This is a genomic window from Gallicola sp. Sow4_E12, assembly GCF_052116305.1.
Taxonomy (GTDB): domain Bacteria; phylum Bacillota; class Clostridia; order Tissierellales; family Peptoniphilaceae; genus JBQKLI01.
Genome location: NZ_JBQKLI010000010.1, coordinates 36571 through 63099 on the forward strand (window position 1 = coordinate 36571; position 26529 = coordinate 63099).

The window sequence follows — 26529 nt, forward strand, 5'->3', positions numbered from 1 at the left end:
AGCAGTTTGTACTGCTCTGGTCTTTTGTTTTATAAAAAAGAATGTTTTTGAGAAAGCTTTTTTATGTTAAATTAAGAGTGGCAGAAGTTTAAAAATGAAGACACATAATAGGAGGAAATATGTCTATTAAGATGATTGTTACAGATCTAGACGGGACCCTGATGGGAACAGATCATTTAACCATATCTCAAAGGAATAGAGAAGCCTTCCAAAAGGCGTCAGAGCAAGGGATAAAAATTGTAATTGCAAGCGGAAGAACCCTTTCCATCATGGGAGATGTTATAAAACAGCTCTATAAAGTAGACTATGCCATTGTTTCAAACGGGGCAGGGATCATTGATGTCTCTACGAAAAAAGAGATTTATAATAATGGCCTAGAATATGACACTCTGAAAAAGCTCACTGGATTGATTGAAAAATACGGCGGCGGATATGAAATATACGCTGAGGGAGAATCCTATATGCTGGAGGATTCATTAAATCATTTTGTAAATCCAGAATTATCAGATGAATTTATGAGAAAATTAAAGAAGGCGATTCATCCGATTCAGTCTGTGGAAGAATTGAAAAATCTTCAAATAGAAAAAATAAATGTTCTAGATGTGGAGGAAAAAGAGAAAGAATTCTTGTTCCTAGAGTTAAAAGATTTTAATGATATAGAAATGACTTCTTCGATGCCAGGTAATCTAGAAATCAACGGCTCAGGAGTCCATAAGGGAAAGGCACTTCAAGCTTTGTGCGAAATTCTTGGCATTAAAGACACTGAGGTAATGGCTTTTGGCGACGGTGGCAACGACGTAGAGATGCTTCGTTGGGCAAAAAGAAGCTATGCCATGGGAAATGCTTCTTATGATGCGAAAGAAGCAGCTCGTTTCGTTACCAAAACGAATGGAGAAGATGGTCTAGCTATAGAAATCGAAAAAATCTGGGCGCCAAAAGAATAATAAAATAGAAAAAGTATCTGTAATAAACCAACGGAAATATTATATTTGTTTTATTTTTTTCGCTGGCAATTCGGACAGAGTCCTCTAAGTTCTAAATGATGGCTGGCTATTTGATAGCCGGTCATCTTTTCTAAGGAATCTTTCCATTCTGCAATCGGACAATTTTCTATGGGAACAACAGCTTTGCATTCTGTACAGATAAGCTGATGCTGGTGATTTTCTTGTAATTTTTGATAATATAATACTCCGTCTATTTCAGCAACTTTCTGGAGAATATCATTATCTAAGAAAATATTTAAGGTCCTATAAATAGTGGACAGATTTATCGGGTTTTGATCCATTAAATCTTTATTTATATCTTCGGCAGAAAAGGGGTCTCTTCTTTTGTTGATATATTTTAAAATCGTAATCCGATTCTTAGTAGCTTTTAAGTTTTTCTTTTTTAAATAATCTTTCAATTCTGTATTCATAAATACTCCTTCATGTTCATTGACAATAATTATAAAGTATTTTATAATTAAACGCAAATGAGAATTATTTGCATTAAAAAACAGGAGGAAATAATGAAAAGAAAAAATCTTATCGTCATAGCGCTTGTATTGGCATTTGTTTTAAGTGCTTTCCAAACAACTGGTAAAAAAGAACAGAGCAGTACTACAGATTCCGGAAAGGTGATATACACATCATTTTATCCCTTAGAATATATGACTAAGAGGATAGCGGGAGATAAATTTACAGTTAAAAACATCATGCCTGTTTCAAGTTCTGTTCACGGCTGGGAGCCTTCTGCGAAACAAATCGCTGATTTAACGAAGGCAGAGGCTTTAATTATTAATGGAGCAGGTTTGGAGAGCTGGCTTGAGAAGTTTAAAGATTCTCAGGAAAATCTTAATATCATCGATACTTCAAAAAACATCGATCTTATTTCAGGAAAAGAAGAAGCTCATGATCATGAAGAGGAAGAAGAACATGGCCATGAAGAGGAGGCGCATGGCGATCATGCACATGAAGAGGGACACAATGAGGAAGAACATTCTCATGGAGATCATGATCCGCATTTTTGGATCAGCCCGAAAGAAGCATCTATTCAAGCCGACAATGTTTATAATGCATTGATTTCCTTAGATAAAGAAAATGAAAATTATTTTAAAGAAAATTATGAATCATTAAAAAATGATTTAAACGCGTTAGATCAAGAATATACAGAAAAATTATCGCATTCAAAAATTAAAAAGATGATAGTTCCTCACAAAGCTTTTTCTTACATCGAAAGAGATTATGGAATCCAACAGATCCCTTTATCTGGAGTTCATGGAGAGGGCGGTCTTGATATGGCTAAGATGAAAAATATTATAGAAGAAGCAAAGACACAAGGGATAACGGATGTGTTGTATGGAGAAGGATCATCTTCCGAAACTGCAGAGGCAATCGTAAAAGAAACTGGTGGAAAGTCTATCCCTATTTATTCACTTGAAGGAATTTCCCAAGAACAAGTCGATGCAAAGGAAGATTATATTTCACTTTTAAGAAAGAATCTAGAGCATTTTATAGAAGCGACGAATTAGGAGGTCTATGGAAAAGATAATTCATATTCAAAATTTAAATTTTTCATATAATGAATCCCCTTTATTAGAAGATATCAGCATGGATCTGTATGAAGGGGATTATGCTGCCATTATTGGTCCTAACGGTTCTGGTAAGAGTACGTTTATTAAATTGATCCTAGGAGAATTAAAACCGGATACAGGAGAAATTCTGATTAAAAGAGGAAAAGAGAAAATAAATTCAAAATTAATAGGATATGTTCCTCAGATGAATAGAGAGTCTACTGTAGCTTTTCCTATAACGCCTCTGGAAGTAGTATCCTTAAATTTGTATAAAAAGAATAAACTGCTGAATTTTATTTCTAAGAAAGATAAGCAACGAGCAAAATATGCGTTGGAAATGGTGAATCTTACAGATAAAATGGATTATAATTACAATCGTATGAGCGGAGGGGAACAGCAGCGCGTCATGATTGCCAAAGCTTTAGTGAATAATCCTGAGGTGCTCATATTCGATGAACCTACAGCAGGAGTAGACAAGGAAAGCAAAGATACATTATTTGAAATACTGGATCATTTAAATAAAGTTCATCAAAAAACAATCTTAATCGTCACACATGAACTGGATTATATGAAAAAACATCTCAATCGTATTTTCGAAATTTCTTATAAAAAATTAGATGAAAGGACGGATTTGCTTGATGGAGATTTATAGTTACGAGTTTATGAGAAAAGCAGTGCTGGTTGGACTGCTCATTTCATTAATAATTCCATGTATAGGGACAATTATGGTAAACAAGAGAACATCCATGATGGGCGATGCTTTATCCCATGCATCCCTAGCAGGGGTTTCTATCGGGTTGATTGCCGGCTGGAATCCTATTGCAGGGGCTGTTGCCGTTTGTCTCTTAGCTGGATTTTCAATGGAAAGACTGAGAAGGAAATTTCCCAGAGGCTCGGATCTTTCCACTGCAATTATTATGAGTACCGGGATTGGATTAGCTGGTATATTATCCGACTTTGTTCCTGGTACTTCAAATTTAGAATCTTTTATGTTTGGAAGTATTGTTGCCATACCAAACTCTGAGTTTTTTCTTATCCTTGCGATATCCTTTGTGGTATTAGCGGTATATGCATTACTATATCAAGGTCTTTTGTATATCGTTTTTGATGAACAAGGTGCAAAACTTGCAGGAGTGTCTGTAAATGGAATCAATACTGTTTTTACTTTGATTACGGCATTGACAGTAGCTGTTGCCTCCCGTGCTGTAGGAGTTCTTATGATATCCTCTCTTATGATTCTTCCAGTGGCATTATCGATGCGGATTTCCAAGTCCTATAAAAGCACTGTAACTACAGCGGTGATACTTGCTGTAATCTATACCATGGCCGGAATACATATCTCTTATTTTCTGGGCTTAAAGCCAGGAGGAGTTATTGTGCTCTTGGGAGTGGCGGCATTATTGGTTCAGTTTGTTTTTGAAAAGAGAAAATAAAGAAATATTCTTAAGAAGAAGATCATACCTTCTTCTTTTTTTAACAAAAAACACACCACATTCCTCCACATTATAGAAAAATCGTTAAGAAACGGCTTGAAATACAGGAATAAACATAGGTTCTGAATTTATGGTCCGCTTGTAAAAATGGGCAATATTCAGTAATATAATAGTAGTGGAGTGAAGTGGGGGAAAGTAGAGCGAAAAGGCGGGGGTTGAATTGTTCATTGGCGAATATATACATACAATAGACACAAAAGGCCGCCTTATTATGCCAGCAAAATATCGAAAAGATTTGGGAGCCTCTTTCCACATTACAAAAGGAATGGACCACTGTTTATTCGTCTATCCTGAAGAAGAATGGAAAAACTTTGGGGAAAAAATATTGAACCTTCCCGTATCAGTAAGAGAGGGAAGAGCGATACAAAGATTATTCTATTCTGGTGCAATGGAAGCTCAATTGGATAAACAAGGAAGAGTGCTTCTTCCTCCTAATTTGAGAGAATATGCTGGAATCGATAAAGAAGTAATACTAATTGGTGTTGCAACTCGAATTGAGATATGGGATTTAGAAAGATGGAGCAACTACTCTACAGCAGAGGAAATGGATTACGATTTATTAATGGAAAAGATCACAGATCTTGATTTATAAGGATGATAATATGAATTTTGAGCATATCTCAGTATTGCTAGAAGAAACAATAGAGAATTTAAACATAAAAGAAAATGGAATTTATGTTGATGGAACTCTTGGGGGCGGCGGACATTCTTTAGAAATTGTTAAAAAATTAGGAAAGAATGGAAAACTCATTGGTATCGATCAAGATGAGCAAGCGCTTAAGGCGGCGAAGCTGCGCCTAAAAGACTATCAAGATAAAACAGTGTTTGTAAAAAATAATTTTGTACATATAGATAAGGTGTTGGAAGATCTTCATATAGAAAAAGTGGATGGTGTTATTCTTGATATAGGAGTTTCTTCACATCAATTAGATGAAGGCGAAAGAGGTTTTTCCTATATGAAAGACGCTCCTTTGGATATGCGGATGGATCAGGATCAAGAATTAAGCGCATTTACTGTTGTAAATGAATATCCGAAAGAATTTTTGACAGAGATTTTCTATAAATATGGAGAAGAAAAATGGAGTAAAAGAATTGCTGAGAAAATTGCTGAAGAACGCCAAGATCAAAAAATAGCAACAACATTGGATCTGGTTGAAGTTTTAGATCATGCAATTCCTAAAAAAGTACAAAGACAGATTCAAGGACATTTTGCTAAACGTGTATTTCAAGCAATCCGTATAGAAGTAAATCAAGAGCTTCGAGTGTTAGAAGAGGTGATTCCGAAAGTTGTGGAACGGCTCAAACCGGGCGGAAGACTTTGTATTATCACGTTCCATTCTCTTGAAGATCGTATTGTAAAAAACAGTTTTAAAGAATTAAATAAAGACTGTATTTGCCCGCCGGAGATCCCTGTTTGTGTATGCGATCATAGAAGAAAAGTAAAAATCATTACTAGAAAACCAATAGAAGCTATGGAAACTGAGAAAGAGAATAACGCAAGATCACGAAGCGCAAAGCTGCGTGTGTGTGAAAAAGTATAAGGAGAGGATTATGGAAGTTCGAAAAAAATATTATAATGAAGCCCTTCCTCAAACTTTTCCTCGAGAAAAGAAAAAAGTTAAAATCAAAACGGTAAAAAGAGCTGCAGCAGCAAAGAAAAGAAAATCAACGTTTGCTTTATACAAGGCTGCCTCTGTCTTCGTGTTTATCTTTTTTGTTTCCATGGCGCTATTAGCTACATATGGTTCAACTCTTGTAAATTTACAAAACAAAGAATTGCAGCAAGTTGAAGTATCCAGAACGGAATTGGAAGGACACAGGGACTATTTAATTATGAATTTAGAGCCTTACAAAGATTCTAATAGAATTGAAGAAATTGCAAGAAGCAGTCTAGGCATGGATTATCCAAGAAAAGACCAGTATATGTCGATGAATTTAGAAGGAAGAACACAAAAACTTTATGTTGATAAAAGCAATACTTCTTCCAAGGATAAAGTTGAATAAAATAACAAGGATTAAATATGAAAAAATATAATAAAAAACGAAATTCTAACGACAGGATAACAAAGAATCGAGTTGCTGTATTGTTTATCCTTTGTCTATTATTGGGCTTCGTTTTTTTTATTAGACTCTTTCAACTACAGATAGCGGGCGGAGAGGTCTATAGAAAAGAGGCTCAGATACAAAAAACAAAGACCATTAATATTCCAGCGAGTCGAGGAGCGATTTATGACAGAAATCATAATATATTAGCTCAAAATGTAAAGATGAATACAGTTTATGTAACTCCCCAGTCTATAAAAGAAGAAGATAAAACAAAAATTGCCGAGTCTTTAGGTTCCATAATCAATTTGGACAGTTCTGCCATAATAGAAAAAATGGAGGATACGAAACCGGTAAAATTAGCTACAGGTCTTACAATAGATCAAGTTCAGGCAATCTATAAACTTATCGAAGAAAATAATTATAAGAGTATTTCAATCAATAGTGAAACAAATCGTTTTTATCCGAACGGCAAGATGGGATCTTATCTTCTTGGTTTTACTGATCTTGAAAATAAAGGTGTTTATGGAGTAGAAAACACATTCGACAAGGATCTGCGGGGGACACCCGGGAAAAACATACTTTATGGGAGAGCTGTTCCAAAAGATCAAGGCAATCTTTTTGAACCCACAGCTGGAAAAGAATTATCTCTTACAATAGATTATAAAATTCAAAGTATCATTAATAAATACGGCGAAGAAACGATGAAGAAATATAATCCGAAAAAAATGTCTGTTATTGTAATGAAACCTAAAACTGGAGAAGTTTTAGGCATGGAAAATTTTCCAAAGTACGATCCAAACAATCCTCGGGTAGGACGGACAGAGGAAGAAAAAAAGCTGATAGAAGAAATGGATCCGGAAGAACGCACGAATTATTATTATGATATTTGGAGAAGTTTTTCAATTAATGATACGTATGAGCCTGGATCTGTATTCAAAGCTATTACTGCGGCAGTTGCTTTAGAAGAAAAGACAACAAAGGAAGATTCAAAATATGTATGCGAAGGTTTTATTACAGACATACCAGGTGTTAAAATCCGATGCCACAGATGGTATGATCCTCATGGTGAGCAGACACTGTCCGAAGCGCTAAACAACTCCTGCAACCCTGCATTTGTTCAGATTATCCGGGAAATAGGGAAAGAAAAGTTTTTTAAATATTTATCAGGTTTTGGTTTCGGGGAAAAAACAGGAATAAAACTTCCTGGAGAAGAAAAGGGGCTTATACCCAAAAATGTAGATTCTATAGGTGAGGCTGAACTTGCAACATTGAGCTACGGCCATGGTTTATCTGCGACTCCTATTCAAATGATTACAGCGATGAATGCTGTTGTAAATGGCGGTTATATCATTCAGCCTAAATTAGTTTTATCAGAAGAAGAGAAAAATGAAGAAGAAGTAAAAATTGAAGACAACAAGAATATTGTTGTAAAAAGACAGGTGATTTCAGAAGAAACCAGTGCTAAAATGAATGAGCTTCTTTATTCTGTGATTAATGAAGGAACAGGAAGTACTGTTTCTATTCCAGGCTATAAGATTGGTGGAAAATCAGGTACAAGTATAAAATTGGAAGATGGCCAGTATAAAGACAATAAAACAGATGCGTCCTTTTTTATCAGTTATCCAGTAGATAATCCAAAATACACTATCTTAGTAGTAGTAGACGAACCGCAGGGAGATAACGGCGGAAATACAGTTGCCGGACCTGTAGCAAAGAATATACTAGAAGATATTATCAGAGAAAATAAATATCCTGCAGATTACAATCAAGATGAAGAGATTGCAGCACAAAATATATCCGTACCGGATGTAACAGGTATGACTTTAAAAAATGCTACGAGAACGTTAAGAGATCAAGGTCTTCAATCTTTAATCTACAATTCTTCTACAGATATCAATATGATTATTCAACAGCAGTCGCCTCAGGCTTATACTAAGGTTTCTGCAGGTACTGCAGTAGAACTTGTTGCAGACCCATCCGGTCTTGCATTGATCAAAATACCTGATTTAGTGAATGATAATATGGATTATGGAATAGCTCAATTGAAAGAGCTGGGTATTGAATATCAACTAAGCGGGGATACTGAAGGGAAAATTATAAAGACCGAACCGGAAGCGGGGACACTAATAGAACCTGGATCTAAGATTAAAATTATTATTAAAAATGATGAATCTGAAGAAACAAATAATGAAACTCTTGAAAACAGCATTGAAAATGATCAAAATGCCGAAACAGGAGGAGGCAGGAATGAAAATACAACTTCGGCTGAATGAAGCTGACGATTGTGAAGGCAAAAGAATTTCTTTTGCCTTTTCCTGTTATCTTGTAGTCTAATCTCCGTTTCGATATAATTTATAAGCAGGTCTGAAATTTTATAAAAAGGGATAGTTAAATGGAAAAATATTTAGTCTATGGGCTGGGAATTTCCGGAATATCATCTGTGAAAACTCTATGCTCATTAAAAAATGAAGTATATATTTATGATGAAAAAAATGAAGAAGATTTAAAAGACGTATTTAAAGAATTAGAGGGCTATAACTATACATGGATTAAGGATATCGACGAAGGTCTTGAAAAAGCAGAGGTGCTTTTGAAAAGTCCAGGGATACCAGTACATAATCCGATTGTAAAAAAAGCTTTGGAAAAAGGGTTAGAAGTTGTAAGCGATTTGGAGCTTGTTACGAGGCTTTTTCCTGATAGAAAGATCGTTGCTGTGACAGGGACAAATGGAAAGACAACAACTACTACGTTGATGAAGGAAATATTAATTGGATGCGGATTAAAGGCAAAAGCTATTGGAAACATTGGGCTCGGCATGCTATGGGAAATCTATAATGGAGAGAAAAATGAGGTTTTTGTTATAGAGTGCAGCAGCTTCCAACTAGCAAATACTTACAAATTTCATCCACAGTATTCAGCTATCATCAATATTTCGCCGGATCATTTAGACTGGCATGGAAATTATGAGGAATATATAAAAGCAAAGAAGAATATATTTAAAAATCAAAATAGCAGTGATTTTATGGTCATTAATATAGATAATCCTGAGTTGAATGAAATGCTTCAAGAGATACCTTCTAGAATCATTAAAACAAACGCCAACGAGCAATCAGGAGATGTTTTTGTAGAGGAAGGAAAAATCTACTCAAAGTTGGATGGAAAAAAAGATTTTCTTTTAAAGGTAGAGGATATTCCTATAAAAGGAAGCCATAACGTTGAAAATGTATTAATTGCATTAGGATTATCGTTAGCTATGAATTTAGATATGGAAAAAGCAGGACAAACTATTCGGACATTTCAAGCCGTAGAACATCGTCTTGAGTTTGTTCGAGAGATAAAAGGGGTGGAATATTACAACGATTCGAAAGGTACGAATGTGGATGCCAGCATCAAAGCTATAGAAGCCTTTCATCGTCCTATTATCCTTTTGGCGGGAGGCTATGATAAAAAAGCAGATTTGACACCTCTCTTTGAAGTTATGAAAAACCGAGTGAAACATTTAGTTTTATTCGGAGCTACTCGTGAATTATTTGCTGAATATGCAGCGGATTATGGTATCAAAGCAGAATTAGTAGAAAGTATGTATGAAGCCGTTAATCGAGCCCATTGTTTATCTGATGAAGGCGATATCGTTTTGCTATCTCCAGCCTCTGCTGCTTGGGGAATGTATGATAATTTTGAAATCAGAGGCAGAGATTTCAAAAAAAAAGTTAGAGAATTATAGGTGGCAATATGAAGAGCAAATATGATCAATCTCTGTTAATTGTCACACTGCTGCTGTTTCTTATAGGTCTTGTAATGGTCTATAGTTCCTCTTGGCCGGCTTCTGCAGCTGAAAATAATTCTCCATTCTTTATTTTTCAGCGGCAGCTGCTATTTGGTCTTGCAGGTATAGTAGTGATGCTTTTTTGCATGAAGTTTCCCTATAAGATATTCAAAAATTATGCTATTCCGATATTCGTTATTTCACTATTTCTGGCTCTTTTGGTTCACAGCCCTTTGGGTTCTACTGTAAATAATGCGAGAAGATGGCTTGAAATAGGCGGAATGAGCTTTATGCCTTCTGATGTATTGAAATTCGGAGCGGTTTGCATTTCAAGCTGGTACTTATCTAATAATCAGAAGAAGATAAAAACTTTAGCCTACGGGTTTTTTCCGATGATATTAATAGCAGGCCTTGCAGGAGGTGCCGTATATACTCAGCCGGATTTATCTACGGCTATAGTAATTATTGCAGCAGTTTTGTTATTATTTTTAGCAGCAGGGTCAAATATTAAACATTTTCTTGTTTCAGGTGTTTTCGTCGTAATATTTGGCTTGATTGCTATTTTCTATTCAAACAGCGCTTATAGCCGTTTAAGCCGTGTCAGGGCTATATTTAACCCCTTAGCTTATCGAGATGATGAAGCATGGCAGCTGGTGCAGTCTTTGTTTGCGGTAAGCTCTGGTTCGCTCTTTGGCGTAGGAATCGGAAAATCAAGCCAAAAGTACTTTTACTTATCCCAAGCTCATAGCGATTTCATTTTTGCCATTCTTTGCGAAGAACTAGGTTTTATAGGAGCAGTATTTGTGATTTCTCTCTATATTGTATTAATATATAGGGGCATAAAAATTGCTTTTCGATGCGAAGATCTTTTTGGACGATATTTAGCTATAGGGATTACACTTATTGTAGGACTGCAGGCTTTTTTAAATATTGCTGTAGTAATAGGTTTGTTTCCCCCTACAGGTATTACACTGCCCCTTATCAGCCAAGGAGGTACATCTCTAATAATATTTTTAGCATTTATTGGAATACTGCAAAATATTCATAGCCAGACATATATGAAGGAGACAAATAGATGAAAATCATAGTTTCAGGCGGCGGTACAGGAGGCCATATTTATCCTGCTGTTGCCATTATTGAAGAATTTAAAAAAAGAGATCCGAATACCGAGATTCTTTATGTTGGAACTGCACATGGTTTAGAAAACAATATTATCCCTGATTTGGGAATAAATTTTAAAACGATCCATGTAAAAGGACTGCCAAGAAAAGTGAATATAAAATCCTTCATAGCAGCGAAAGAGTTATTCAAAGGATTGAGAGAGTCTAAAAAAATAATAAAAGAATTTAAGCCGGATGCGGTTATAGGGACAGGAGGATATGTTAGCGGACCTGTACTGTTTGCATCTGCAAGAAAGGGTATATTTTCTCTTTTCCATGAACAAAATAGTTATCCTGGTATTACGAATAAGATCTTATCAAATTATGTAGATCTATATTTTGTTACATTCAAAGAAAGTTTAAAATTTTTTAAAAAAAATGCTAACGCTGTTGTCACTGGAAACCCTATAAGGAATCGATTTGCAGATATGGATTGGGATAAAAGTGCAGATTATAATTATTTTGGACTAGACAAGAATAAAAAGACGATTTTCAGCTTTGGAGGATCCAATGGTGCTGCCTCTATCAACAACGCTGTTTTAGAAATACTCAAGGATATTAGCAAGAATCAAAATATCCAGCTTATTCATGTTACAGGTAAGAATAATTATGATGAATTTTTGAAAAATGCGGAAACTATTCCTGATAATGTTAAAGTGTATCCCTATATGAAGGAAATGGATAAAGCTTACAATGTATCGGATTTGATCATTACAAGTTCAGGTGCTATTACCCTTGCGGAAATATCTTTTGTCGGTTTAGCAAGTATCCTTATACCAAAAGGTTATACTACAGAAAACCACCAAGAATATAATGCTAGAGTATATGAAAAGAATGGGGCATCTAGTGTTATTTTGGAAAAAGATTTAACAGGGTCGATTTTGCTTCGAGAAATTAATCGGATTATTTCTTCTCCTCAAAGACTTGAGGAGATGGAATCTGCTTCGAAAAAACTTGCAAAGCCGAATGCTGCAAAAATTATTGTAGATGAAATCATTAAGAAAATAAGGTGACATTATGGTTGATGATAAAAACAAAGAGCAGCAGAAAAATTCACATATCTCATCTAATTATAAAAAACAGCATAAAAAAAGAAAGGTTAAAAAAGTTGCAAATACTTTTTTGTTTCTATTTCGCTGGATATTATTTTTAGTAATAGGCATTGCGGCGGTAGGGGTCTATCTGGGTTTAACTCATCCAATATTTAATATTCAGTATATTACAGTTAACGGGGCGGTTAAAAACACGAAAGAAAAAATAATCGAAGCGGTGAACTTTCAAAAGGGAGATAATTTATTCAGGATAAAAACAGGAGAATCGGAAGAAGCAGTAAAAAAAATTCCAGATATTCAATCCGTTAAGATTAACCGCCATATTCCGAATAGAGTTCACATTACGGTGGAAGAAAATTATACTTTTGCTTATTTTGAATCGAATAATAAAATCTATACAATAAGCGGCGACGGAGATATATCCCCAGACAACAATGAAGGAAAAGAAGAGATCATAAAAATTACCGGTATAATGATAGAAGAATTAAACAGCACAAAAGCTCTTCCGAAAGATTCCTATATTAGAGATTTAAATAAATCCATTGTTGAATATAATTTGTATCCATATATAAAAGAAATCGATCTTTCAAACCCCGGGAATATGAAAATTATATTAAAGGACAATACTATTGTGGAGTTTGGAAATATTGAAAATATTTTTAGCAAAATGGGAGTATTGAGAAAGATTTTAGAGGAGAGCAATAAGAAGGAAGTTCTATTGGAAAAAGTCATTTTAAACAATAATCAGCCTCCTATTATAATCCCTAAGAATCAAAAAGATACTTTAAATATAGAGAATAATTCCAGTGAAGATAGAAAGGCTCCCGAAGAGAATCCTGCAGCAAACAACAGACCTTGATGTACTTTAAGTATAAAGAGAGAATGAAAAATAAAATTAATAAACAAAGATAAAAACAAGGATAATCGAAGAAATTGTAAAGTTGTACTATAAAACCAAGAATTGATTATGATATTTAAAGTTTTAAAGTAATTAAGTTAATCTACTAGATTTTAAGACCAATAAAATTTGAGAAAAAATACAGGCCTAAATATGCTTGAATCTCTATGACAGAAAGTTTTATTTCCTATATAATTATAGTATAAGCAATAATCGAGAGAACCTAAGGAGGAAGAATAATGAGTTTTGAAATGGAAGTAAGCAATAACGACATGGCGTCAATAAAAGTAGTTGGTGTTGGTGGCGGCGGAAACAACGCTATCTCTAGAATGTACAGCGAAGGTTTAAGAGGAGTAGAATTCATAGCGATCAATACAGATCGTCAAATTTTAAATTCATCAATTATTGATACAAAAATTCAAATTGGAGAAAAACTGACAAGAGGTTTAGGAGCCGGTGCAGATCCATCTATCGGGCAGAAAGCAGCAGAAGAAAGCAAAAACGAAATTGAAGAGGCTCTTCAAGGAGCGGATATGGTCTTCATTACTGCAGGAATGGGCGGCGGTACTGGAACAGGAGCAGCTCCTGTAGTTGCTGAAACAGCCAAAGAGATGGGCATTTTAACAGTCGGTGTCGTAACGAAACCTTTTGCTTTTGAAGGAAGAAAAAGACAAGTTCAAGCTGAACAAGGTATAGAGCAGTTAAAAGACAAGGTAGATACATTAATTACTATTCCAAACGACCGATTATTACAAGTTGCGGAAAAAAGAACTTCAATTGCCGAAGCATTCATGATGGCAGATCAAGTATTGTTTAATGGTATTCAAGGTATCTCAGACTTGATCGCAGTACCAAACTTGATTAACTTGGACTTTGCAGATGTGAAGGCAACTATGAGCGATCAAGGAATAGCTCATATGGGTATCGGACAAGCAACAGGAGAAAATAGAGCGATTGATGCAGCAAAGCTTGCGATTAAAAGTCCGTTATTAGAAACATCTATCGACGGGGCAAAAGCAGTGCTTATAAATGTTACAGGGTCAGACTTAGGTTTGTTCGAAGTTACTGAAGCAGCAGATTTAATTCGTGAAGAAGTAGATGCTGATGCAAATATAATCTTCGGTGCAGGAATCGATGAATCCTTAAAAGATGATATCAAAATTACTGTAATAGCTACTGGATTTGATGCAAATAAAGTAACTTCACCGAAATCTTCTCAAGAATCTAAAGGCAAAACAGAAAAAAGCGAAACTTCCAGCTCTGACGATATAGAAATTCCTTCTTTCTTAAGAAAAAGAGGATTCTAAGAAATGAAATGTCCTTTTTGCAATCATCAAAGTACCAGAGTTATCGATTCGAGAGCTGTAGAAAATAACAGCGAGATCAGAAGAAGACGAGAATGCCAAGATTGTAAGAAGCGTTTTACAACCTATGAAAAATGCGAAAACCACTCTATTATCGTGATAAAAAAGAATAAAGAGAGGGAAAAATTTGATAAGAATAAAATTTTAAATGGTATGATTCACGCCTGCGAAAAACGCAAGGTGCCTTTAGAAGTTCTAGAAAAGGCATCTGAAGAAATCGAATTTGAATTGAATCATTTGAATCAATCTGAAATCGAAACAGCTCTAATAGGCGAAATGGTTATGGAGCGGTTGAAAAATATTGACCAGGTAGCCTATGTACGGTTTGCTTCTGTATATAGAGAATTTAAAGATATTGATTCCTATTTATTAGAAATCGAAAAAATAAAAGGAAAAACAGAAGAGTAACTCTTCTGTTTTTTACTTGGCATAAATTTGTGGAATTATTTTGTTTTTATATCAAATGTATTATTCTAATAATTATTGTATAATAGTAAAAGATCGTTATCCTTTAAGGATAAGGCAGGCAGGTCTATTGATATAAAACAAAGAAATGAGGGGAAATGGATATATTCGAATACAGTTTGGAAAAAACAAGAAAAAAGAATGCGCCGTTAGCTAGCAGAATCAGACCAGAAAATCTTGATGATTTCTATGGGCAGCAGCATATTTTATCAAAAGGCAAGCCTTTGTATAGAATGATCGTTTCAGATAAAGTACCATCTATGATTTTTTATGGACCGCCTGGAACAGGAAAAACAACATTGGCGATGATTATTTCAAAGCAGACAAATCGTATATTCGAGAAACTTTCTGCAGTAACATCAGGAGTGAAGGATATCCGAGCTGTTACGAAAGCTGCTGAAGATAATTTGAAGTTTTATAATAAAGGAACAATTCTTTTTATAGATGAAATCCATCGTTTTAATAAAAGCCAACAGGATGCATTGCTTCCCTTCGTTGAAAACGGGACTGTAGTTCTGATCGGAGCAACGACAGAGAATCCATATTTTGAGGTAAATAAAGCTTTGGTTTCCAGATGTCTTATAGTTGAACTCCATCGTCTGCCCGATGAGGAGATTATAAATATGCTCAAGAAGGCTCTCCAGAATCCGGTAGGATTAGGAGATATGAATATCGATATCAGCGAAGATTCTTTGAAATTATTAGCGCAGATTTCAGGAGGAGACGGCAGAAATGCCTTAAATACTTTAGAAATAGCGGTACTATCTTCAGAAGAAACAGACGGAAAAATTATTATTGATGAGGACTCTATTAAAAATTCTGTAATCAGGCCCACTGTAAGCTATGATAAAAATTCCGACGAACACTATGACACAATCTCTGCGTTTATCAAATCAATGAGAGGCTCTGATCCGGATGCAGCTTTGTTTTACTTAACCAAAATGATAATAGCAGGAGAAGATCCGAAATTTATTGCTAGAAGAATGGTGATTTTTGCCAGTGAAGATATCGGAAATGCAGACCCCAATGCATTAAATATAGCAGTGTCTGTCTTTAAAGCTTGCGAAGTCATAGGACTTCCGGAATGTAAGCTTAATTTAGCCCAAGGTGTGCTTTATTTATCTACAGCACCCAAAAGCAATGCTTCTTATTTAGCGATACTAAAAGCGGAAGAAAAAATTAACCAAGGCGGAAAAATGACGATACCTAGTTATTTGAGAGACGCCCACTTTAACGGAGCAAAGGATCTTGGCAGAGGATCCGGATATTTATATCCCCATGATTATGGCGGATATGTAAAACAGCAGTATCTGCCTGAAGAATTCAAGAATGAGAAATTTTATAATCCAAAAGAGATCGGGTATGAAAAAGACATTATTGAGTTTATGAATTTATTAACCCAGCGGGAGGAAGATAAGAATGTTGATTAGCGAATTATGGAACAATTATGAACAATATTTAGAAAAGGAGGTTGAACTAAACGGTTGGATTCGAAACAGCCGCTTTACGAAAAATGTTGGTTTCATCGAATTAAATGATGGATCCCAATTTAAATCCTTGCAGATTGTTGTTCCAAAAGAACTGGAAAACTTCAAGGAACTTGAAAAGCTTCATCTAAGTTCAGGTATAACAGTGAAGGGAATTGTGGTGAAAACACCTCAAGCAAAGCAGGACTTTGAAGTTCAGGCAACTGAAATAGTGGTGGAAGGACTCTCTTCTGAAAAATACCCTTTACAGAAAAAAAGACATACCTTTGAATATTTAAGAACATTGCAGCATCTTAGACCCAGAACGAATTCCTTTAATGCTGTTTTTAGAGTGCGAAGCGCGTTATCCTTTGCTATTCATAAATTCTTCAATGAACGAGGTTTCATCTATGTGCATACACCGATTATAACTACATCCGATGCAGAAGGCGCTGGAGAGATGTTTACTGTTACAACAATGGATCTTCAGAATGTTCCGTTAACAGAAGAAGGAAATATCGATTATACTCAAGATTTCTTCCATAAAAATGCTCATTTAACTGTAAGTGGACAGCTGGAAGGAGAAGCCTATTCATTGGCTTATAAAAACATCTATACATTTGGACCGACATTCCGATCAGAAGATTCAAATACAGCAAGACATGCAGCGGAATTCTGGATGATCGAGCCGGAGATATCTTTTGCGGATTTAACAGATGTATGTAATTTAGCAGAAGACATGGTTAAATATATTATTGATTATGTTCTGAAAGAATGTCCTCAAGATATGGAATTTTTCAACCAACGGATAGACAAAAATCTTATGGAACGTCTTGAAAATGTACTTCATTCAAGTTTTAAAAGACTTCCTTATACGGAAGCGATTGAAATCTTAAAAAATTCCAAAGAAAAATTCGAATATCCTGTAGAATGGGGTGTTGATCTTCAGACAGAGCATGAACGATATTTATCAGAGAAAGTTGTCAAAGGACCTGTATTTATTACAGATTATCCGAAAGAAATCAAAGCGTTCTATATGAGAAATAATGACGATGGCAAGACTGTTGCTGCTACAGATCTATTAGTTCCTGGTATTGGAGAGCTTATCGGCGGCAGCCAAAGGGAAGAGCGCCTTGACATTCTTGAAGAAAAAATTGTGGAAAACGGTATGAACATTGAAGACTATGACTGGTATCTCCAGTTAAGAAAATACGGCGGAGTGAAGCACGGCGGATTCGGATTAGGTTTTGAACGGATGGTTATGTATATTACCGGCATGAGTAATATAAGAGATGTCCTGCCATTCCCAAGAACTGTAGGTCAATGCGAATTCTAAAAACAAAAAACAAATATAAAAAACACGTTTCCTTTGCAGAGACGTGTTTTTTATGTGAACTTCTTGTAAATATTAGTTTATTAAAGATTTACCAAAATAAAACAGTGTGATAGTATAGTATTGTAATGAATATACATATGGAGGAATGAAATGAAAAAAATTGGTGTACTGATTATTGCTTTATTATTAACATTTACCCTTGCCGGCTGCGGCGGTGGCGAAAAGAACACAGAAACGGCAGAAGGAAATACTTTGATTGTAGGATTTGATCAAAACTTCCCGCCTATGGGATTTGTAGGTGAAGATGGAGAATTTACAGGTTTTGATATCGAATTAGCAAAACTTGCAGCAGAAAAAATGGGCATGGATATTAAACTTCAGCCGGTAAACTGGGATTCAAAGGATGCGGAGTTGGAAACAGGAAATATCAACTGCATTTGGAATGGTTTTACAATGACTGGAAGAGAAGGTCAATATAATTTCTCTAAACCTTATATGAAAAACCGACAAATTCTTGTAGTGTTAGAGGATTCCGAGTATCAAAGTTTAAGCGATTTGGCTGGCAAAAGAGTTGAACTGCAGCAAGAATCAACATCAGATAATGCATTAGAAGCGAACAAAGAATTTAAAGACAGTCTTGGAGAAGTAACTAGAGTTGGGGAAAATATGACGGCTTTAAATGATTTAGAAGTGAACGCTTGCGATGCAGTATTAATGGATGAAATAGTTGCACGATATAATATAAGCCAAGGAAGAAAGTTTAGAGTAATAGAGGAAGCTTTATCTGAAGAAGATTATGCAGTTGGTTTTAAACTGGGTGATGATGAGCTTACAGCTAAAGTTGACAAGGCGCTGCAAGAATTAAATGATGAAAATAAATTGCAAGAATTATCCATCAAATACTTCGCAGAGGATATTATTACATTAGGCGAATAATATGAATATAATTAGTGTTTTTACAGAATTATCCAGCGGTTTCAAAAATACATTAATAATTTTTTTCTTAACAGCGTTAATGTCTATCCCTCTTGGGATTATCATTATGCTTGCAAAGAAATCAAAATTTATGCCTTTATCTAAGATAACATCTTTCTTTATATCCATTATGAGAGGTACTCCGTTAATGCTTCAGCTTATGTTTGTATACTACGGTCCGGCTTATTTGATGGGGCTTAATACCTTAGATCGATTCACGGCAGTAATTGTAGCTTTCGTCCTTAATTATGCTTGTTATTTTGCGGAAATTTACAGAGGCGGTTTTGATGCTATTCCTAAAGGCCAATACGAAGCCTCGAAGGTTTTGGGTTTATCTACTTCACAAACATTTTTCAAGATTATACTTCCGCAAGTTGTAAAGACGGTGCTGCCTTCTATAACAAATGAAGTAATTACTTTAGTGAAAGATACATCCTTGGCCTTTGTTATTGCAGTAAGCGAAACATTCACTGTTGCAAAAGCCATGTCAGCGAGAACATCATCTTTAACGCCTTTAATTGCTGTAGGAGTCTTCTACTATGTGATGAACTATTTAGTAGCTTTTATTTTTGAAAAATTTGAAAATCGTTTGAATTATTATAGGTAGGAAAATATGAATCTTTTAGAAATGACAAATATTAGAAAGTCTTTTGGAAATGAAGAAGTTATTAAAAATATCAGCTTAAAGGTAGAGCAAGGGGAAGTTCTTGTAATTATAGGACCATCTGGCTCTGGCAAGTCTACAATGATCCGCTGTGCAGCAACTTTAGAAGCTATCGATGCCGGAAAAATCCAGTATGAAGAAGATGTTTTAGCAGATATGGAAGGTGGAGATGTTGTCTATGCATCAGGCGAGGAACTAGAGAAAATTAAAAGAAAATTCGGTATGGTTTTCCAAGATTTTAATTTATTTCCTCATTTGTCTGTCCTAGAAAATATTACGCTGGCACCAGTTCATGTTTTGAAAAAAACGAAGGAACAGGCCTTGCAGGAAGCAAATCTTCTACTAAGAAAAATGGGTTTGGAAGAAAAAGGGGATGCGTTTCTTTATCAGCTTTCAGGAGGACAGAAGCAGAGAGCTTCTATTGCTAGAGCTTTGGCTATGGATCCGAAAGTTTTATTCTTTGATGAACCTACATCGGCTTTAGATCCCCAATTAACAAAAGATGTATTGAAAGTAATACAGGATTTGGCGAAGGAAGATCGTACTATGGTTATTGTAACCCATGAGATGGATTTCGCCAGAGAAGTAGCAGACTGGGTGATTTTTATGGATCAGGGTTTTATCGTAGAAGAAGGAACTCCTGATGAAGTTCTGTTAAATCCAAAAGAAGACAGAACGAGATTATTTCTTGATTATCAAGGATTACAATAATATCTTTTAAAAGAAAGCGGATTTATGCTTTCTTTTTTGTTTTTGCTGGGGAACTATTTATCGATTAAAGAGAATTAAAGGCTCTTCATTGAAAGCTATTTTAAATAATGATATACTGATAAAAGCGTTTAAAAGAGAACGATAATATGTTTTATTCATATACAGGAGGAATGACATGGATACTTATAATCCAAATGCTATTGAAAAAAAATGGCAAAAAATTTGGGAGGAAGAGAAAACCTTCAAAACAGAAATCGATCAAGAAAAAGAGAAATTTTATGCATTAATCGAATTTCCTTATCCTTCAGGCCAAGGTCTGCATGTAGGCCATCCTAGACCTTATACTGCTTTAGATATTGTATCTAGAAAAAGAAGATTGCAGGGATATAATGTGCTTTATCCTATAGGCTGGGATGCATTTGGTCTTCCGACGGAAAACTATGCGATTAAAAACAAAGTACATCCAAGTATAGTAACTGCGGAAAATATTGCTCATTTTAAAGAACAAATGAAGTCAATCGGGTTTTCTTTTGATTGGGATCGAGAAATCAATACGACGGATCCGAAGTACTATAAATGGACCCAATGGATATTCCAAAAGCTATTCGAGAAAGGTTTGGCTTATAAGGCAGAGATGCCTATAAATTGGTGTCCGTCCTGCAAATGCGGTCTAGCCAATGAAGAAGTAGTAGGAGGAGTCTGCGAGCGCTGCGGAGCGGAAGTCGTTCATAAAATTAAAAGCCAATGGATGCTTAAAATCACAAAATATGCGGATCGTTTAATCGATGATCTAAAGGATGTAGATTATTTAGACAAGATTAAAGCGCAGCAAATTAACTGGATTGGACGTTCTTACGGCTGCGAATTGGAATTTCAAGTTGCGGATACAGAGGACTCCTTAACAGTGTATACAACAAGACCGGATACATTATTTGGTGCTACTTATATGGTAATAGCTGTTGAACACCCTCTATTAGATAAATACCACGACCAAATTGGAAATATGGAAGAGATTCACAGATATCAAAAAGAAGTTTCTAAAAAATCTGAATTTGAAAGAACAGAGTTGAATAAAGACAAAACAGGCGTTCGAATTGAAGGTCTTGAGGCGGTAAATCCAGCTACAGGCAAGAAAATTCCGATCTATGTCTCCGACTATGTATTAATGAGCTACGGGACTGGTGCAATTATGGCGGTTCCAGGTCATGATACAAGAGATTATGAATTCGCGAAAAAATTCGATCTTCCTATTGTTCAGGTTGTTGCCGGTGGAGATATCAGCGAAGAAGCCTATACAGATACAGAAACAGGAACCATGATGAATTCGGGATTTTTAGATGGTCTTTCTGTAGAAGATGCAAAAATTAAGATGCGCGAGTATTTGGAAGAAAAAGGAATCGGACAGGCGAAAAAGAATTACAAATTAAGAGATTGGGTATTTTCGAGACAGCGTTACTGGGGTGAACCAATTCCTCTAATCTATTGCGATGAGTGCGGATGGGTTCCGGTACCGGAAGAAGAGCTTCCTGTTGAGCTTCCAGATGTTGAAAACTATGAGCCTTCAGATGACGGAGAATCGCCGCTTTCAAAAATAGATTCTTTTGTGAATACAACGTGTCCTGCATGCGGAAAGAAAGCGAAGAGAGAAACGGATACTATGCCCCAGTGGGCAGGATCTTCATGGTATTTCCTTCGTTATACGGATCCAGATAACGACAAGGCTCTAGCAAGCGAGGAAGCCTTAGACTATTATACTCCTGTAGATTGGTATAATGGAGGTATGGAGCATACAACCCTTCACCTGCTTTATTCAAGATTTTGGCATAAATTCTTATATGATCTTGGTGTTGTACCAACGAAAGAGCCTTATAGGAAAAGAACGAGCCATGGTATGATTCTTGGAAACAATATGGAAAAAATGTCCAAATCTAGAGGAAATGTAGTCAATCCAGATGATATTATAAATGATTACGGAGCAGATACTTTAAGAACCTACGAAATGTTCATTGGGGATTTTGAAAAATCTGTACCTTGGAGCGAAAATGGAGTAAAAGGCTGCCGTAAATTCTTGGAACGTGTGTGGAATGCATCTGCCAATGTTAATAAGGAAAAAGGCTACTCTGCGGATTTAGAAACAGCAATGCATAAAACCATAAAAAAAGTAGGCCAGGATTTCGAAAATCTGAAATTTAATACAGCTATAGCTCAGCTTATGACTTTATTAAATGATTTTAATAAAAAGGGAAGCGTTACAGAAGATGAATTTAGAACATACCTTATCCTTTTAAATCCCGTAGCCCCTCATATTACCGAAGAATTATGGCAGTTAAAGGGATATCAAGGAAAAATCTCTGATACACAGTGGCCGCTATATGAGGAAGAAAAGACAGTAGATAACGAAATTGATCTGCCGATACAAGTAAACGGCAAACTGAGAAGTACTATTAGAATCAGCGTTGAAGCCTCTGAAGATGAAATTATGGAAAGAGTAAATAAAGACGAAGCTGTTCTAAAGCATTTAGAAGGCAAAAATATTGTCAAAAAGATTTATATAAAAGGTAAAATATTTAATATTGTAGTAAAATAGTTAAAAAAGGAACACGTTTCGTGCTCCTTTTTTTTGTTCTACCCTTGTAGTATAATAGATGATAGATTGTTTTACACTATCGAAGGAAGGAGCTGAGAAAATGCCTTTTGATGTTCCAAGACTGTTATCAAATGTATTGAATATTGTAGTAATCAGTTTAGTGTGTCTTCTGATTTATTATTTAATCAATATAGGGAATAAAAAAGTTAACAGAAACAATAGAATTATTCTAGACCTCAGTTCTGTTAAGAGAACAGCTGTAATTATTGTTTTAGTATTGTTAACATTGTATTTATTTAATCGTTATAAGATATTAATGGATACTGTTGTAACTATAATTATTGCATTAATTTTAGCATATTTAATCAATCCTCTTGTAAAGAGATTAGAAAAAAGAGGGATAAAAAGATCATGGGCAATATTAATTGTTTATTTAGGCGTTGTGGCATTATTTGCTGTTTTAGGACTGCTGCTGATCCCTCAGACGGTTCGGCAAGTAAAGGATTTTCTGGTTCAGCTGCCGACTTTAATCAATGATACTTTATTATGGATCAATAATATAAACGAAAATTTATTTAGCAAGAATGCGATGATGAATACTTTTGCTACTCAAATGACAGAAGAAATGAAAAATTTATTTTTAAATCTGCAAACCAGAGCGTTAGAAGGATTTACCGGTCTCTCAAATTCTGCTTCAGGGATTATCAGCAATCTCGTTCGAATTGTATTAGCACCGATACTATGTTTTTATTTTATATTAGATAAAGAAAGTATAATTCGAAATATAAGCGGTTTAATTCCTATAAAAAGCCGGGATAAAGTCAATAATATTTTTGCAGATATAGACAATGTAAACTCAAATTTTGTCCGCGGCAGAATTGTTATGGCGTTTTTTGTAGGGGTTTTAACTACAATTATGCTTTTGATTGTAGGGATAGATTTTGCTCTTGTCATCGGAATTATTACGTTTGTTGCAGATATTATTCCTTATATCGGTCCATTTTTAGGTTTTTTACCTGCCTTTATTTTAGCTCTTTTAGATAATCCGATTAAGGCTGTTTGGGTAGGGATTTTCTTTGTCATTATACAATGGGCAGAGAATAATATTTTAGCGCCACGTGTATTAAGCGCCAGCATAGGGATGAATCCGATTCTTATATTATTGAGTTTAGTAATAGGCGGAGGAATGTTTGGAGTTCCCGGAATGGTTTTATCAGTGCCGGTAGTGGCAACTGCAAAAGTTATTTTTAAACATATTAAGCCGAATTTGAAAGACTTCTTTATTCAAGATGAAGAAGAGGAAGAAACAGATTCGACTCTATAATTTTGGAGGTTATTTATATATATGAAAAATTTGAACATGAACGAAATTAGAAGCGAGTTTTTGAAGTTTTTTGAAGAGAAAGAACATCTAATTCTAAAGTCTTACTCTTTAATTCCTGAACACGACAAGAGTTTACTGCTTATTAATGCAGGGATGGCTCCCTTAAAAAGATATTTTACCGGAGAATTTAAAATGGCGAAAGATCGTGCTGCATCTTCTCAAAGATGTATACGAACAGGAGATATAGACCAAGTTGGAATTACCCATCGCCACGGTACATTTTTTGAAATGCTGGGAAATTTTTCTTTTGGCGATTATTTCAAACGAGAAGCTATTACTTGGGCTTGGGAGTTTTTAACTGAAAAAATGGAAATACCAGATGAGCTGTTATGGGCTTCTGTATATCTTGAAGACGATGAGGCCTATGATATTTGGAAAAACGAAATTGGTCTTCCAGAAGAAAGAATCGTTCGCTTAGGAAAAGAAGATAACTTTTGGGAATTAGAAGAAGGACCTTGCGGTCCTTGTTCAGAAATTCATGTTGACAGAGGAGAGGAATTCGGCTGCGGCGATCCTGACTGCAAACCAGGCTGTGATTGTGATCGTTATTTAGAAGTTTGGAACTTGGTGTTTACACAATTCAACAAAGATGCAAACGGAGAATACCATCCCTTGGAACATAAAAATATCGACACTGGAATGGGACTAGAAAGAATTGCACTGGTTTTAGAAGGTGCTAACAACATTTTTGAAGTATCTGTGATTAAAAATATTATTGATGCAATAGAAAGAAAAGCAAATATAAAATACGAAGAAGACTCTGTAAAAGATGTTTCTATACGTATTATTGCCGACCATATCCGAGCAGCTACTTTCTTAATATATGATGGCATTATTCCAAGCAATGAGGGAAGAGGATATGTATTAAGAAGATTAATCCGAAGAGCATCCCGCCATGGCAAATTTCTCGGTGTTAAAGGTGTATTCTTAACAGAAATATCCAAAGCGGTAATGTCTTCTTATAGCGGAGAATATCCTGAGTTAACAAGAGATCAGGAAAGGATTTTTAAAATACTGGAAACAGAAGAATTAAAATTCCAAGAAACCCTAGAACAAGGTCTAAAACATTTAGAATCAATCATGGACAGCGAAGAAGGGAACACTATCAGCGGAGAAAATGCTTTCAAATTATATGATACATTTGGCTTTCCTTATGAATTAACAAAAGAAATCTCAGAAGAAAAAGGCTACACAGTAGACGAAGAAACATTCAAAAAGCTGATGGAAGAACAAAAAACAAGATCTCGAAGCGCTCGAGAAGACGGGGATAACGAGGCTTGGGAAAAAACAGACAATATTGTAATTAAAGAATTGGATGGAACAGAGTTCTTAGGATACAGCGAGCTTGCTTCATCTGGAAAAATCTTAAGGATATTTAAAGAAGGCAAAGAGACAGATCGACTTGTTGAGGGAGAAAAGGGTATAATAGTACTAGATCGATCTCCTTTCTATGGCGAAAGCGGAGGTCAAGTGGGAGATATCGGCTTTTTAAGAGGAGAATTTGGTTTTGCTGAAGTAAGAGATACTCAGAAGAACAAAAATGCTGCAATACTTCATCATGTAGAGGTTGCTGAGGGATCTTTATCTGTAAAAGACAAAGTAGAAGCAGAAGTCGATATTATGACACGACGGGATACGATGAAAAACCACTCTGCTACCCATTTGTTAAATAAAGCGTTAAGAGAAGTGTTGGGAGAACATATCAATCAGGCAGGTTCCTATGTAGATTCTAAGAGACTTCGTTTTGACTTAACTCATTTCGAAGGGATTTCAAAAGAAGATTTAAAAAGAATCGAAGAGATTGTAAACGAACAAATCGCTTTAGGACTTCCCGTTGCTGTTCGAGAAATGAGCTTAGTTGAATCCCAAGAGGAAGGTGCGATAGGCCTTTTTGAAGACAAATACAAAGATGTAGTTCGTGTAGTAAATATGGGCAATGGATATTCTGTGGAATTGTGCGGAGGTACCCATGTCAGCACTACATCTGATATTCAAATGTTGAAAATCATGTCAGAGTCCTCTGTCGCATCAGGTATTCGTAGAATTGAAGCAATTACTGGAAGGGAAGTTTATAAGCATATGACAAGTTCCGACCGTGTCCTTTCAAATGTCGGTACTTTATTAAAAGCTGCACCAGAAGAACTTGATCGAAGAATTATTGAACTTCAGAGTGAAAACAAAGGTCTTCAAAAAGAGGTTCATAATTTAAAACAAGAAGAGAGCGCTAAGTCCTTAAACGACGTACTAGACCAGGCTGCTGAATTATCCAACGGCAGCAAAGTTGTTGCTTTCCAGTTTGAAGATATGGATATGGATACCATTCGAGGACTTGGAGATAAAATTCGCGATCAGATAGCATCAGGAGTTATTGTACTTTCGACAGTTAAAGAAGGAAAGCTGAATTTCATTGCTATGGTAACGAAAGATCTTATAGAAAAGGGTGTATTTGCAGGCAATATTGTCAAACAAGTTGCACAGATTACTGGCGGAAACGGCGGAGGCAGAAAAGATTTCGCAGCAGCTGGAGGAAAAGATATTTCTAAAGTGGATGAAGCATTAGGACAAGTTAAAACTATTGTTGAACAGATGTTATAATCAGAAGGGAGATTAG

Annotated in this window: 23 protein-coding genes; 22 read left to right on the top strand and 1 reads right to left on the bottom strand. The window is 35.5% G+C overall.

The window, feature by feature from the left end; translation table 11 throughout:
• Positions 1-119 precede the first annotated feature (119 nt).
• A complete protein-coding gene (locus tag ACTQ46_RS06740; RefSeq protein ID WP_441748301.1) occupies positions 120-944 on the top strand; it encodes a Cof-type HAD-IIB family hydrolase in 825 nt (274 codons plus the stop codon).
• Positions 945-994: 50 nt separating this feature from the next.
• Here the strand turns inward: ACTQ46_RS06740 and ACTQ46_RS06745 are convergent, their stop codons facing one another.
• Complete coding sequence (locus ACTQ46_RS06745; RefSeq protein ID WP_441748303.1) at positions 995-1414, bottom strand: Fur family transcriptional regulator; 420 nt, start codon at positions 1412-1414, stop codon at positions 995-997.
• Positions 1415-1507: 93 nt separating this feature from the next.
• Here ACTQ46_RS06745 and ACTQ46_RS06750 point away from each other — a divergent pair, with 93 nt between their 5' ends.
• The 21 genes from ACTQ46_RS06750 (at position 1508) to alaS (ending at position 26513) form a co-directional block, all read left to right on the top strand.
• Positions 1508-2509, top strand: coding sequence for a metal ABC transporter solute-binding protein, Zn/Mn family (locus ACTQ46_RS06750; RefSeq protein ID WP_441748305.1), 1002 nt, complete (start codon positions 1508-1510; stop codon positions 2507-2509).
• A gap of 7 nt (positions 2510-2516) precedes the next feature.
• On the top strand, positions 2517-3203 hold the full coding sequence (locus tag ACTQ46_RS06755) for a metal ABC transporter ATP-binding protein (protein WP_441748307.1): 687 nt from the start codon (positions 2517-2519) through the stop codon (positions 3201-3203).
• On the top strand, positions 3190-3984 hold the full coding sequence (locus tag ACTQ46_RS06760) for a metal ABC transporter permease (protein ID WP_441748309.1): 795 nt from the start codon (positions 3190-3192) through the stop codon (positions 3982-3984). The genes ACTQ46_RS06755 and ACTQ46_RS06760 overlap by 14 nt, the downstream gene beginning before the upstream one ends.
• Before the next feature lie 220 nt (positions 3985-4204).
• Entirely contained in the window at positions 4205-4636 is a 432-nt protein-coding gene (gene mraZ / locus ACTQ46_RS06765; protein WP_441748311.1) for a division/cell wall cluster transcriptional repressor MraZ, read from the top strand.
• A 10-nt stretch (positions 4637-4646) separates the two neighbouring features.
• Entirely contained in the window at positions 4647-5585 is a 939-nt protein-coding gene (gene rsmH / locus ACTQ46_RS06770; protein ID WP_441748313.1) for a 16S rRNA (cytosine(1402)-N(4))-methyltransferase RsmH, read from the top strand.
• 10 nt (positions 5586-5595) lie between these two features.
• On the top strand, positions 5596-6048 hold the full coding sequence (locus ACTQ46_RS06775) for a hypothetical protein (RefSeq protein WP_441748314.1): 453 nt from the start codon (positions 5596-5598) through the stop codon (positions 6046-6048).
• Between the two features lie 17 nt (positions 6049-6065).
• Entirely contained in the window at positions 6066-8363 is a 2298-nt protein-coding gene (locus tag ACTQ46_RS06780) for a penicillin-binding transpeptidase domain-containing protein (protein ID WP_441748316.1), read from the top strand.
• Positions 8364-8482: 119 nt separating this feature from the next.
• Complete coding sequence (murD, locus tag ACTQ46_RS06785) at positions 8483-9814, top strand: UDP-N-acetylmuramoyl-L-alanine--D-glutamate ligase (protein ID WP_441748318.1); 1332 nt, start codon at positions 8483-8485, stop codon at positions 9812-9814.
• 8 nt (positions 9815-9822) lie between these two features.
• Positions 9823-10935: a putative lipid II flippase FtsW gene (gene ftsW, locus ACTQ46_RS06790; protein ID WP_441748320.1), complete on the top strand. Its 1113-nt coding sequence runs from the start codon at positions 9823-9825 to the stop codon at positions 10933-10935.
• Positions 10932-12029 (top strand): undecaprenyldiphospho-muramoylpentapeptide beta-N-acetylglucosaminyltransferase, encoded by a 1098-nt coding sequence (murG, locus tag ACTQ46_RS06795; protein ID WP_441748322.1) that lies wholly within the window; start codon positions 10932-10934, stop codon positions 12027-12029. The genes ftsW and murG overlap by 4 nt, the downstream gene beginning before the upstream one ends.
• A 4-nt stretch (positions 12030-12033) precedes the next feature.
• Positions 12034-12927: a cell division protein FtsQ/DivIB gene (locus ACTQ46_RS06800; protein ID WP_441748324.1), complete on the top strand. Its 894-nt coding sequence runs from the start codon at positions 12034-12036 to the stop codon at positions 12925-12927.
• 278 nt (positions 12928-13205) lie between these two features.
• Positions 13206-14273: a cell division protein FtsZ gene (gene ftsZ, locus ACTQ46_RS06805; protein WP_441748325.1), complete on the top strand. Its 1068-nt coding sequence runs from the start codon at positions 13206-13208 to the stop codon at positions 14271-14273.
• A gap of 3 nt (positions 14274-14276) precedes the next feature.
• Positions 14277-14738 (top strand): transcriptional regulator NrdR, encoded by a 462-nt coding sequence (gene nrdR / locus ACTQ46_RS06810; protein WP_441748327.1) that lies wholly within the window; start codon positions 14277-14279, stop codon positions 14736-14738.
• Between the two features lie 155 nt (positions 14739-14893).
• On the top strand, positions 14894-16225 hold the full coding sequence (locus ACTQ46_RS06815) for a replication-associated recombination protein A (protein ID WP_441748329.1): 1332 nt from the start codon (positions 14894-14896) through the stop codon (positions 16223-16225).
• Complete coding sequence (asnS, locus tag ACTQ46_RS06820) at positions 16215-17597, top strand: asparagine--tRNA ligase (protein ID WP_441748331.1); 1383 nt, start codon at positions 16215-16217, stop codon at positions 17595-17597. Before ACTQ46_RS06815 ends, asnS begins: the two co-directional genes overlap by 11 nt.
• 150 nt (positions 17598-17747) lie before the next feature.
• Complete coding sequence (locus ACTQ46_RS06825; protein ID WP_441748333.1) at positions 17748-18533, top strand: transporter substrate-binding domain-containing protein; 786 nt, start codon at positions 17748-17750, stop codon at positions 18531-18533.
• Position 18534: 1 nt separating this feature from the next.
• Positions 18535-19179 (top strand): amino acid ABC transporter permease, encoded by a 645-nt coding sequence (locus tag ACTQ46_RS06830; RefSeq protein ID WP_441748335.1) that lies wholly within the window; start codon positions 18535-18537, stop codon positions 19177-19179.
• A 6-nt stretch (positions 19180-19185) separates the two neighbouring features.
• Positions 19186-19947: an amino acid ABC transporter ATP-binding protein gene (locus ACTQ46_RS06835; protein WP_441748337.1), complete on the top strand. Its 762-nt coding sequence runs from the start codon at positions 19186-19188 to the stop codon at positions 19945-19947.
• A 175-nt stretch (positions 19948-20122) separates the two neighbouring features.
• A complete protein-coding gene (gene leuS, locus ACTQ46_RS06840) occupies positions 20123-22534 on the top strand; it encodes a leucine--tRNA ligase (RefSeq protein WP_441748339.1) in 2412 nt (803 codons plus the stop codon).
• Positions 22535-22634: 100 nt separating this feature from the next.
• Entirely contained in the window at positions 22635-23858 is a 1224-nt protein-coding gene (locus ACTQ46_RS06845; RefSeq protein ID WP_441748341.1) for an AI-2E family transporter, read from the top strand.
• A 21-nt stretch (positions 23859-23879) separates the two neighbouring features.
• The gene (alaS, locus tag ACTQ46_RS06850; protein ID WP_441748343.1) at positions 23880-26513 is read left to right on the top strand and encodes an alanine--tRNA ligase; all 2634 of its coding nucleotides are present in this window, start codon (positions 23880-23882) and stop codon (positions 26511-26513) included.
• Positions 26514-26529 lie beyond the last annotated feature (16 nt).

Bases quoted from the DNA above. Each gene is read 5' to 3' on its own strand.
- ACTQ46_RS06825 (WP_441748333.1), top strand. From the start codon at position 17,748: ATGAAAAAAATTGGTGTACTGATTATTGCTTTATTATTAACATTTACC.
- ACTQ46_RS06815 (WP_441748329.1), top strand. From the start codon at position 14,894: ATGGATATATTCGAATACAGTTTGGAAAAAACAAGAAAAAAGAATGCG.
- ACTQ46_RS06830 (WP_441748335.1), top strand. From the start codon at position 18,535: ATGAATATAATTAGTGTTTTTACAGAATTATCCAGCGGTTTCAAAAAT.
- ACTQ46_RS06775 (WP_441748314.1), top strand. From the start codon at position 5,596: ATGGAAGTTCGAAAAAAATATTATAATGAAGCCCTTCCTCAAACTTTT.
- murD (WP_441748318.1), top strand. From the start codon at position 8,483: ATGGAAAAATATTTAGTCTATGGGCTGGGAATTTCCGGAATATCATCT.
- ACTQ46_RS06760 (WP_441748309.1), top strand. From the start codon at position 3,190: ATGGAGATTTATAGTTACGAGTTTATGAGAAAAGCAGTGCTGGTTGGA.
- ACTQ46_RS06800 (WP_441748324.1), top strand. From the start codon at position 12,034: ATGGTTGATGATAAAAACAAAGAGCAGCAGAAAAATTCACATATCTCA.
- rsmH (WP_441748313.1), top strand. From the start codon at position 4,647: ATGAATTTTGAGCATATCTCAGTATTGCTAGAAGAAACAATAGAGAAT.
- ACTQ46_RS06780 (WP_441748316.1), top strand. From the start codon at position 6,066: ATGAAAAAATATAATAAAAAACGAAATTCTAACGACAGGATAACAAAG.
- asnS (WP_441748331.1), top strand. From the start codon at position 16,215: ATGTTGATTAGCGAATTATGGAACAATTATGAACAATATTTAGAAAAG.
- ACTQ46_RS06745 (WP_441748303.1), bottom strand. From the start codon at position 1,414: ATGAATACAGAATTGAAAGATTATTTAAAAAAGAAAAACTTAAAAGCT.
- ftsW (WP_441748320.1), top strand. From the start codon at position 9,823: ATGAAGAGCAAATATGATCAATCTCTGTTAATTGTCACACTGCTGCTG.
- ACTQ46_RS06740 (WP_441748301.1), top strand. From the start codon at position 120: ATGTCTATTAAGATGATTGTTACAGATCTAGACGGGACCCTGATGGGA.
- leuS (WP_441748339.1), top strand. From the start codon at position 20,123: ATGGATACTTATAATCCAAATGCTATTGAAAAAAAATGGCAAAAAATT.
- ACTQ46_RS06755 (WP_441748307.1), top strand. From the start codon at position 2,517: ATGGAAAAGATAATTCATATTCAAAATTTAAATTTTTCATATAATGAA.
- ftsZ (WP_441748325.1), top strand. From the start codon at position 13,206: ATGAGTTTTGAAATGGAAGTAAGCAATAACGACATGGCGTCAATAAAA.
- ACTQ46_RS06845 (WP_441748341.1), top strand. From the start codon at position 22,635: ATGCCTTTTGATGTTCCAAGACTGTTATCAAATGTATTGAATATTGTA.
- nrdR (WP_441748327.1), top strand. From the start codon at position 14,277: ATGAAATGTCCTTTTTGCAATCATCAAAGTACCAGAGTTATCGATTCG.
- alaS (WP_441748343.1), top strand. From the start codon at position 23,880: ATGAAAAATTTGAACATGAACGAAATTAGAAGCGAGTTTTTGAAGTTT.
- ACTQ46_RS06750 (WP_441748305.1), top strand. From the start codon at position 1,508: ATGAAAAGAAAAAATCTTATCGTCATAGCGCTTGTATTGGCATTTGTT.
- ACTQ46_RS06835 (WP_441748337.1), top strand. From the start codon at position 19,186: ATGAATCTTTTAGAAATGACAAATATTAGAAAGTCTTTTGGAAATGAA.
- murG (WP_441748322.1), top strand. From the start codon at position 10,932: ATGAAAATCATAGTTTCAGGCGGCGGTACAGGAGGCCATATTTATCCT.